The organism is Paucimonas lemoignei, from assembly GCF_004342585.1.
GTDB lineage: Bacteria > Pseudomonadota > Gammaproteobacteria > Burkholderiales > Burkholderiaceae_D > Paucimonas > Paucimonas lemoignei.
The window spans coordinates 261,711-271,929 of the sequence record NZ_SLZQ01000002.1 but is presented as its reverse complement, the minus strand read 5'-3'; the positions used below and the strand labels follow the sequence as shown (position 1 = coordinate 271,929).

The 10,219-nt window shown below is 55.7% G+C and carries 8 protein-coding genes; 2 read left to right on the top strand and 6 right to left on the bottom strand.

The genetic code is table 11. The annotated features are described in order from the left end of the window. The first annotated feature begins 39 nt into the window (after nt 1-39). Complete coding sequence (locus tag EDC30_RS04520) at nt 40-729, top strand: hypothetical protein (RefSeq protein WP_132257599.1); 690 nt, start codon at nt 40-42, stop codon at nt 727-729. A gap of 103 nt (nt 730-832) precedes the next feature. On the opposite strand, the gene phbB is transcribed toward EDC30_RS04520, so the two are convergent. Beyond that, nucleotides 833-1,573 (bottom strand): acetoacetyl-CoA reductase, encoded by a 741-nt coding sequence (gene phbB / locus EDC30_RS04515; RefSeq protein WP_132257598.1) that lies wholly within the window; start codon nt 1,571-1,573, stop codon nt 833-835. A 126-nt stretch (nt 1,574-1,699) separates the two neighbouring features. Beyond that, nucleotides 1,700-2,875: an acetyl-CoA C-acetyltransferase gene (locus tag EDC30_RS04510; protein ID WP_132257597.1), complete on the bottom strand. Its 1,176-nt coding sequence runs from the start codon at nt 2,873-2,875 to the stop codon at nt 1,700-1,702. 628 nt (nt 2,876-3,503) lie between these two features. On the opposite strand from EDC30_RS04510, the gene EDC30_RS04505 reads away from it, so the two are divergent. Then, nucleotides 3,504-3,692 (top strand): hypothetical protein, encoded by a 189-nt coding sequence (locus EDC30_RS04505; RefSeq protein ID WP_132257596.1) that lies wholly within the window; start codon nt 3,504-3,506, stop codon nt 3,690-3,692. Nucleotides 3,693-3,760: 68 nt separating this feature from the next. Here the strand turns inward: EDC30_RS04505 and EDC30_RS04500 are convergent, their stop codons facing one another. From EDC30_RS04500 to EDC30_RS04485, 4 genes are all read right to left on the bottom strand, one after another. Then, nucleotides 3,761-5,011: a glycerate kinase type-2 family protein gene (locus tag EDC30_RS04500; RefSeq protein ID WP_132257595.1), complete on the bottom strand. Its 1,251-nt coding sequence runs from the start codon at nt 5,009-5,011 to the stop codon at nt 3,761-3,763. Nucleotides 5,012-5,024: 13 nt separating this feature from the next. Further along, a complete protein-coding gene (gene ppnN, locus EDC30_RS04495) occupies nt 5,025-6,395 on the bottom strand; it encodes a nucleotide 5'-monophosphate nucleosidase PpnN (protein WP_132257594.1) in 1,371 nt (456 codons plus the stop codon). A 140-nt stretch (nt 6,396-6,535) separates the two neighbouring features. Beyond that, on the bottom strand, nt 6,536-7,237 hold the full coding sequence (locus EDC30_RS04490) for a response regulator (RefSeq protein WP_132257593.1): 702 nt from the start codon (nt 7,235-7,237) through the stop codon (nt 6,536-6,538). 297 nt (nt 7,238-7,534) lie between these two features. After that, nucleotides 7,535-10,009: a bifunctional diguanylate cyclase/phosphodiesterase gene (locus tag EDC30_RS04485; protein WP_165973726.1), complete on the bottom strand. Its 2,475-nt coding sequence runs from the start codon at nt 10,007-10,009 to the stop codon at nt 7,535-7,537. Nucleotides 10,010-10,219: the final 210 nt, after the last annotated feature.

The following is a 10,219-nucleotide window of genomic DNA, read 5'->3' as shown; positions in this document are numbered from 1 at the left end:
GAAGCACTGATTTCACCGGAGCTGCCGATGGAACAACATATGCCCTCTCTCAAAGTGCAACGCGAACTCGACGATATCAATGAAAAGCTGCGCAAGGACGTGATCCGCACGATTGAACCCTATGGCGTCAGGACCATCGCCGATCTGGAAAGCATGGGCGATATCGAACGCACCAAGTGGTTCTTCTGGAATATGCATGAAAACATCGATGAAATCCGCAAATTCGAGCCGGCGCTGATCGGCCAGGTCATTCGCACGCAACTTACCGTGAGCGATGGGCATTCCTTGTGGACGGAGAAATGCGGCCTTGAAAAACGCATCGAGCTGAGTTGCAAATGGCAGCTACTATTGAAAGATGGGGCGTATCAGAGCGAAGAATCTTATGCCTTGACTGACGGCTGGATCGATCTTTCGGTTGGCCAGTGCCCGCCTCCGCATCCGGTTCTGCAGGAAAATCAGAAAGGCTATCTGGATTCCGATAGCAAGCTTTATCCCAACCAGCTCTTTCTATATGGCTGGATTACGGATGAGGTTTGGCAGGAAATCAAAAACCAGCTATACAATGCCAGCGCCAACTGCCATACCGACATTTTCATCCGCGATAATTTTTTATTTCCGGTGAAGCCGGGCCACAATTTCGTCAGTGGCCCTGCCGGTTCCATCGGCATTACCAACATCGAATTCCGCGTATCTTCCCAGCCTCGACTGACGAGCTGGGTAAAACAGTAAGACAGTCGCGACAAAAAAACGGCCGGATGCAAGATGCATCGGCCGCTTTTTACATGAACGCCACCAGTTTACTCACATGCCGCACGAGGCATGCAAACTGGGTTTAATACATGTGCTGTCCGCCATTGATGGCGATGTTGGCGCCGGTAACGAAAGCCGCTTCTTCCGACGCCAGATAGGCGACGAGTCCAGCGACTTCTTCCGGCTTACCCAGGCGGCCCATGGGAATCTGCGGGATGATCTTGGAATCCAGCACTTCCTGTGGAATCGCCATCACCATCTTGGTGCCGATATAGCCCGGCGAAATGGTATTGACCGTCACGCCTTTTCTCGCCACTTCCAGCGCCAGCGCCTTGGTGAAGCCATGCATGCCGGCTTTTGCGGCTGAATAGTTGGTCTGGCCGAACGCGCCTTTCTGGCCATTGACGGAAGAGATGTTGATGATGCGGCCCCAGCCGCGCTCCACCATGCCGTCGCATACCGGCTTGGTCATATTGAAGATGGAATCGAGATTGGTGCGGATGACTGCATCCCAGTCGACCTTTTCCATCTTCTTAAAAGTCATGTCGCGCGTGATGCCCGCATTATTCACCAGTACGTCTACCGGGCGCACATCCCGCTCTATCTGTTTGATGCACTCTTGCGCTGACTCGTAGCTGGTGACATCGCAGGGATACGCTCGGAAGTTGTAGCCTTGCTGCGCCATGGTGTCCAACCATTCGGACGCTCGCGTATTACCGGGGGAGTAAGTGGTAATTACCTGATATTGAAGGGCTGCCATCTTGATGCAGATTGCCTCGCCCAGACCGCCCATGCCGCCGGTCACCAATGCTATACGTGCCATGTCCTATCCTCTAGCGAAAAACTAATAAAAGCGCTACGGCCAGGACGGCAATCGCGCCAGCAGGAAACAAAGCATGGTTTATGCCACACCATGCCAGTCCTGCCGGCACGCTACTGCAACAGCAGATTACCGTTCGACCGCCAGCGCAACACCCATACCGCCGCCGATGCACAGGCTGGCCAAGCCGCGCTTGGCATCGCGCTTGACCATTTCATGCAGCAGCGTCACCAAAATGCGGCAACCCGATGCACCGATCGGGTGACCGATTGCGATAGCACCGCCGTTGACGTTGATCTTGCTGGTATCCCAACCCATTTCACGGTTCACGCCGATGGCTTGCGCCGCGAATGCTTCGTTAATTTCCATCAGGTCGACATCCTGATGCGTCCAGCCCGCCTTCTTCAGGCACAGCTGCGTGGCCGGCACCGGGCCCATGCCCATGATGGTCGGATCGACGCCTGCCGAGGAATATGCCTTGATCTTCGCCAGCGGCGTCAGGCCCAGTTCCTTGGCCATGTCGGCGCTCATCAGCATGACGGCAGCGGCGCCATCGTTGATGCCGGATGCGTTGGCAGCGGTCACGGTGCCAGCCTTGTCGAAGGCCGGGCGCAAGCCGGAAATGCCTTCCAGGGTCACGCCATCCTTGATGTATTCATCGGTGTCGAAGACGATGCTGCCCTTCTTTTGCGGGATTTCGAGCGGCAGGATTTCATCCTTGAACTTGCCGGCATTGCGTGCGGCTTCCGCCTTGTTTTGCGAAGCGACGGCAAACTCGTCCTGTTCTTGGCGCGAGATCTCGTATTTCTTGGCGACGTTTTCCGCCGTCACGCCCATGTGGTAGTTGTTATAGACGTCCCACAAGCCATCGACGATCATGGTGTCGACCAGCTTGGCGTCGCCCATGCGGAAACCGTCGCGGGAATTGTTCAGCACATGCGGCGAGGCGCTCATGTTTTCCTGGCCGCCGGCGATGACGATGGAAGCGTCGCCGCACATGATGGCCTGGGCTGCCAGCGAGACGGCTTTCAGGCCGCTGCCGCAGACTTTGTTGATGGTCATTGCCGGCACCATGTCGGGAATGCCGGCGCGGATCAGCGCCTGGCGCGCAGGATTCTGGCCGACGCCGGCGGTCAAGACCTGACCCATGATGACTTCGCTGATCTTGTCGGCAGATACACCAGTCTTGGCCAGCAAGCCCTTGATGACATGCGCGCCCAATTCGGCAGCAGGAATTTTCGCCAGAGAGCCACCAAACTTACCGACCGCGGTTCTTTGAGCTGCGACAATTACGACGTCTTTCATTTCACTTCCTTTATGCGGCAAATAGCCTATTCAGTTGGTTAGGATTTACGTCTCTTGGCCTAATGTATGCGGTAACCAATCCACTATTTTTTATTACCCGAAACACCAAACGCAAAAGATTCAATATTGTAACCAGCACTGCCTCAGTTAGTTCATTTTCTGCCCGTTTTCCGACGTTTTGGCATTAATTTCACTGAGTTAATCGCTTGATTTGCCGCAGTAGATCGTAATTACTGGCAAAACTACGATATTGACAATCCTCAATGTTTCAGGTCGTCAAATTGTTCGTGGCGACAACCGTTTTTCGGACAGAACTCGTTCTGGACTTAGACAGAAACAGCCATGAAATATATTCCTTGTCATGTCCCTTGGAATGCGGCCCTTCGTGAGGCTAGAACCTAGATACGAGCATATTTTCTGGCTCTTTCATGCGGCTCACTTTCTCTGTTGTTGGATCGACGCCTATAGATTTAGGGGATTGCGAAATCTCATGAAAGTACGCTTGTTTTAGTGCACAATGCTAGGGGATTTTTTATGCAATAAAGAAAGCATTTTCACTGACAATGTTTTTAATCCTATAGATTTATAACCTGTCAGCACCATCCTTTGCCATTTCGGAGAGTTGCGCATGGATCGTTTCAGCAAGAGCAAAAACAACTACACTCATACAGCCAAGCTGAAAGAATTAATGACTGCTCCGCCCATGACTGCCGAACAGCATGCCGCCATCAATCGCAAGCGCAACGAGCTGCGCCGCAAGATCGAGGAAGCGCGCGAACTGAAGATAAAAGATTCGGACTTGCATTACCTGATGTAACGCCTGCCCTGCAGGGCTGATTCCTGGTTCGCGAAAGACCATGCTGGCGCGACCGCAGCCGGGAACATTTACTGAATCAGCATGGCCCTGAAGTCATTGACATTGGTCTGAGTCGGCCCGGTCATGACCAGATCCCCAAGGGCGGCGAAAGCCGAGTAGCTGTCATGCTTCGCCAGGTGCTGTGCCGGATCGATCCCCGCCTGACGCGCACGCTCCAGACTGTCCGGCAGCCACAATGCGCCGGCATTGTCTTCACTCCCATCGATGCCGTCGGTGTCACAGGCGATGGCATGAATATTTTTTTCTTCCCGCAGCGCGAGCCCCAGGGCCAGCAAAAACTCGGTATTGCGCCCACCCCTGCCCGCGCCGGCATCGCCGATCGTGACCTTGCACTCCCCGCCCGAAAGGATCACCACTGGCGGCGCCATCGGCAAGCCATGACGTCGCACGCTTTGCACGATCCCGGCATGCACCAGCGCCGCTTCTCTGGCTTCAGCCTCGATGCAGTCGGACAGGATCAATGGCGTCACGCCAAACGCGCGGGCCTTTTCTGCTGCAGCTAGCAGGCTTTGCATGGGCGTGGCGATCAGCTCGGTATGGCAATGGGAAAAGTCTTGTGGCGAGCGCGAGACGTGCCGGGCAAGCGCCTTCTCCACATGGGCAGGCAGGCGCACGCCAAGATTGGCGATGATGTCGGCAGGCGTCATGTCGGCTTCGGGCGGCGGCACGGTAGGGCCAGAGGCAATGAAGGCCGGATCATCTCCCGGCACGTCGGAAATCGCCAGGGTCAACACCTGTGCCGGATAAGCCGCAGCCGCAAGCCCGCCGCCTTTTATCAGCGATAAGGCTTGGCGCACGCGGTTAAGCTCGCGAATCGTGGCGCCAGCCCGAAACATCGCCTGCGTCACCTGCTGCTTGTCTTCCAGGCTGATGCCTGGCACGGGCTCGGCCAGCAAGGCGGAACCGCCGCCGGAGATCAAGGCGATGACGAGATCATCTTTCGTCAAGCCGCTGACTTGCCGACGCATTTCCCTGGCTGCCGCAAGGCTGTTCTGGTCGGGAATCGGATGCGCGGCTTCCAATACACGAATGTGGCGGCAAGGCACGGCGTGTCCGTACCTAGTCACCACCACGCCTTGCAGAGACCCCCGCCACGCGGCTTCCAGCGCAGCGGCCATATGCGCGGCAGCCTTGCCGGCGCCGACCACGATCGTGCGTCCGCGGGGCGGAGGAGGAAGAAACGGCGGAATGCGCAAGGCAGGCTGTGCCGCAGCAACCGCCGCCTGAAACAGTTCCAGCAGCAGTACGCGCGGCGACATACCAGGTGTGACCTTATTTGATGATGCGATAGCAGGGAATGTATTTCTTGCCCGGCAGCTTCATGCGGTGCTGGTCGACGAACGAGGTCAGCAGCGCATCCATGGAAGCCATGATGTCCGGATCGCCATGGATTTCGAATGGCCCATGTTTTTCAATTGCCAGGATGCCTTGTTCCTTGACGTTGCCGGCTACGACGCCAGAAAATGCGCGCCGCAAATTTGCCGCCAGCAGATGTGTCGCCTGCTGGCGCTGCAGCTTCAGGTTGCGCATGTTTTCATGCGTGGGCAGAAAAGGCTTTTGAAACTCGCGATCGATTCTCAGGCGCCAGTTGAAGTAATACGCATCGGCCTTTTCCTTGCGATACTCGCGGACGCGCTTGATCCCCGCCTGCATTTGCCGCGCGACTTCTACCGGATCGTCGATGATCACTTGATAACGCTGGCGTGCCTCACTGCCCAGGGTGTCGCTGATGAAGCGATCGATTTGCTCGAAATACGGAGCAGCACTGTGCGGCCCCGTGAAAACCAGCGGGAAAGGCAGTTCAGCATTATCCGGATGCAGCAAGATGCCCAACAAGTAAAGGATTTCCTCTGCCGTGCCTGCGCCACCAGGAAATACCACGATGCCGTGGCCCAGCCGCACGAATGCTTCCAGCCGTTTCTCGATATCCGGCAGGATCACCAGATCATTGACAATCGGGTTCGGCGCTTCGGCGGCGATGATGCCCGGCTCGGTAATGCCGAGATAGCGTCCGCCGGAAATGCGCTGCTTGGCATGGCCGATGGTGGCGCCTTTCATCGGCCCCTTCATGGCGCCCGGACCGCAGCCCGTGCAGACATCCATGGCGCGCAGGCCGAGCTGGTAACCGACCTTTTTGGTGTATTCGTATTCGGTGCGCGAAATCGAGTGACCGCCCCAGCAAACGACCAGGTTGGGACTGATCAGCGGCTTGAGCACGTTGGCGTTGCGCAGGATATGAAACACGGCATCGGTGGTTCCCTCGGTGGTCGAGAGATCGAAACGCGGATCATCCTGTATCTCGTTGCTGACAAAAATCACGTCGCGCAGCACGGCGAACAGTTGCTCACGGATGCCCTTGATCATCTGCCCGTCGACAAATGCGGAAGCCGGGGCACCCTTGATGTCGAGCTTGATGCCGCGCTCGCGCTGGATGATGCTGATTTCAAAACTCTTGAAACGCTCCAGCAGTTCCTTGCCATCATCCATGGCATTGCCGCTGTTGAGCACCGCCAGGGAACAATTACGAAACAGGTTATACAAACCGCCTTGACTGTTGTCGCGCAGCTTGGCGACTTCGGCTTTGGATAGAACTTCTAGCTGCCCTTCCGGGGCAATCTGGGTATCGATGACGTCGTAATTCATAGAGGAAACGCTCGCGATAAGTGAAACTGCTTCCAGTTGTAACTGGAAAGACGTCACAAGTCCAGCATTTCGCTATGGGTTGCGTTGTGGAAGTCACGCGGCGGCGAGGATGGCCGCCGCATCGCGCTTTATTGATCGCTTTACGTCGATTCGGCGTTGCGTTTCAACAGGCCGCGCCGCTGCGCTTCGAACACGGCTTCGCCGCGCGAATGCACCGACAGCTTGCTGTAAATACTCTTGATGTGGGTTTGCACGGTACCGACCGAAACGGACAGCATGGTCGCGATGTTTCCGTAGGTTTCGCCGCGCGCGATCAGGTCGAGAATGGCGATTTCGCGCTTCGTCAGTTGCACCACCGCGCGCGACTTTTTTTCATGCGGTGCCGGCGAAGGCTTGGGAGCGCGGATGCGCTCCAGGACCATGCGGGCAATCAGCGGACTCATGGGCGAGCCGCCTTCACGCATGCTTAACACCGAGCGGGCGATATCGTTCTTCGGGCCATCCTTGAGCAGGTAGCCGCAAGCGCCGGCTTCGATGCACGCCACCACATCCGCTTCGTTTGCAGACATGGTTAATACCATGATGTCGCAGTGGGGGTGCAAGCGACGGCAGGCGCGAATGACATCAACTCCCGAACCGTCAGGCAAGCCGAGATCGGTCAACAAGACATCCATTGCACCGGTGTGCATCCATTCCAGTGCCGGTTGCATGGAGTCGAATGCCCCGGCCAGCATCAGGGTCGGTTCTGCCTGGATGGATAAGCTCAAGGCCGTACGGGTGACGGCGTCGTCCTCGACGATCAGGACGCGAATTGGCTGAAAACTGTCTGCACTTGCATTCATTATGTTGCCTCGTTGCAACGCAACTGCAGCATGGGAGCCGTGATAATTGTGTTAATAACAACAGGTGCACGGTAAATTTCTGTGCAAAATATACAACACAACCGCATTTTTATTGCTTACTAGAAACCACTTATGGGCGTAAATGGGAATATACCATTCTTTACCAACAAAATATCCCATAAATATGGGATGTGGGAAAGTAAGCGTTCAACTATATTCCGTTTGTCTCTTCCAACGCTTCTCCAGTGTTGAGCTTTGCCCGCCACGTTCTATGTGTGCGGGCTATTTTTTTGTCGTTCAGGCAATTTCAGGGATGGACTCGAGGGGGAATTCGGATTGCTTCAAGGCCGGTGGCAAGGGTTTGGCTACATAGTACCCCTGCACTTCATCGCAATGCAGGCGTTTAAGAATAGAAATCTGCCGTTCGTTTTCTACACCTTCAGCTACCACGCGCATGCCCAGCGCATGGGCCATAGTGATAATTGCGGTAAAGAACACCCTGCCCTCTTCGGTCTTGTCCACTTCCGAAGTGAATGCGCGATCCACTTTCAGGACGTCGAAATCGAGCTTCTGTAATTGGGACAGCGAAGAATAACCTGTACCAAAGTCGTCGATCAGGAATTTGATACCCATTTTTTGCAACACGCTTAATACTTCGGAAACGTCCTGGGAATCGCCCATCATCGTGGATTCGGTAATTTCGATTTCCAGCCATTGCGCAGGTATCCTGTGACGCTTAAGACAAGTCGTTACCATCTTGATGAAATTGCCATGGCTTAGCTGTCGCAGCGAGACATTCACCGATACGGGAATGATCTTGTGTTCCTGGCGCGCCCAGTCGGCCAGCTGCGCGCACACCTTGTCCATTACCAGTTCGCCGATGCCCAGAATCAAACCGGTTTCTTCGGCAAGACTGATGAAGTCATGCGGCTCGATGCGCCCGCGTTCCGGGTGCTGCCAGCGCACCAGGGCTTCCATGCTGGATACCAGTCCGGTGGAAATATCAATGCGGGGCTGGTAATGCACCACCAGTTCATCGTGTTCAATGGCGTGCCGCAGCTCGTGCTCGCGGTCGACCCTGCTGCGCAAGGCTTCATAGAGCTTGGTTTCATAAAAGCGGTAATGTCCTTTGCCCGCCGCCTTGACCGCATACATGGCGATATCCGCATTCTGCAACAGTGAATGGGCATCGGTGCCATCGTCCGGATAGACACTGATGCCGATGGAGGTGCCGATGGAATGGGTTCCTTCTGAAAGCCGGAATTTTTCCTTGAATGCCATCACCACGCGGTCGGCCACATGCGCGGCATCGCTCTTTTCGGCAAGCTGTTCGACAATCACGACAAATTCGTCGCCGCCCAGGCGCACCACGTAATCGTGCGGCCGCACCGCCACCTTCAGGCGCTCGGCCGCATAACGCAGCAATTCATCCCCGATGGGATGGCCGAGCGTATCGTTGATGGCCTTGAAACCGTCGAGGTCGATGAACAGCAGGGCCAGTTTCATGCGCTCGGTTTGCGCGCGCACGATGGCTTGCGGAAGGAAATTTTGCATCCAGTGACGGTTGGGCAAACCGGTCAGGGCATCTTCATTGCCGCGCCGCTCCAGTTCGTTAACGTGCGCCTTGGTGTCGCTGATGTCGCGCATCGTGATGGCCAGTTCATCATTCGAACGCACCATTTTCAGATGCAGCCACTGCACGCCTGCCGACCATTCGCCCACTGACTCCATTTCGCCTTCATAGTAATTCGCATCCATGGCCTGCAGCATGCGCGACATGAATTCCTCTCTGTCATGCTCAGGCAAAAGCGCGGAGAAATGCTTGCCGAGGACCGTCTCCCGTCGCAACTGCAACAGCCTCGCGCCATACGAGTTGCAATCCAGCGCGATGAAATCGACTATGCGGTGTTCTTTGTTGTAAACCGGACGGGCGATGTAAAAACCTTCCTGGCCTTCTTCCGTCGCCATGCGGTACGTTGCCTGGGTTTGTTCAAGCTGATGCTTGCGCCAGGCCAGGCGGATCGACAGCAGCGAGGCAACGACAGCAAATGCCAGCAGCGCCAGCGTAGCCAGCGCGGCATTGCGGAGGGTGGTTTCACGGTTGGCGTAATAGCCGGCCAGGGCTTCCTGTTGATCGAGGCCGGCGAGTGCGACCATGGGATAACCCTCGAGTTGCTGCCAGCCGATATAGCGGGAGCGTCCGTCGGCGAACCAGGCTTTCCCATCCATGAGTTCGCTTCCCCACAGCATGGAAAACTTGGGAGTCTGGGTAAAGGCATGCGAGCCGATCTGGCCGATGCTATCGCCGATGCGCGAGGCGCGCATGATATCGTCATCACCGAGCAGCGCCAGCAAGCCATTCTTCCCCAAGCTGCTTTCGCTATAAGTCGTCGTGAAATACTCCGGGGCGACGTACACCACAATCACACCGGCGAAGCTGCCATCGGGCTGGCTGAGGCTACGGGAAAAGTGCATGCTTTCCCGTTTCAGATAAGTGTTATAGATGGGCGTGCCAAGATAGAGGAAATCGATGATTCCGAACTTTTGCGCCAGAAAGAATTTGCGGTCGCCCAAGTTGGAATGGATGGATTCCGGCAAGGTGCTGGTGGTGACGACGCCGTTGCGATCCAGGATACCGACCTGAAAAATCGAACCGGCATGGAACAGTTTCTTTTTGTTGATCGACTCCAGGGAAAGCGCCCCATCTGTCAACTCCCATTCATACCGGACATGCAAGAGCGTCTGATCGACGGTATCGAAATTACGGGTCAAGTGCCCGGCATAATTGCGTGCAAGATTCAATGTCTCGCGTAAGGCATTTGTCTCGGCATGTTCGCGAGCATGGCGTAACTCAGACAGTAAAAATGCCCATCCCAACACGGCAATAAACAGAGTGATGCCAAGCCATAATGAAAGCCACAATAAGTGACCTTTCAGGAAACGGGCTTTGTGCAATAGATCGCTGAAGCGGGTTGGCAGGGG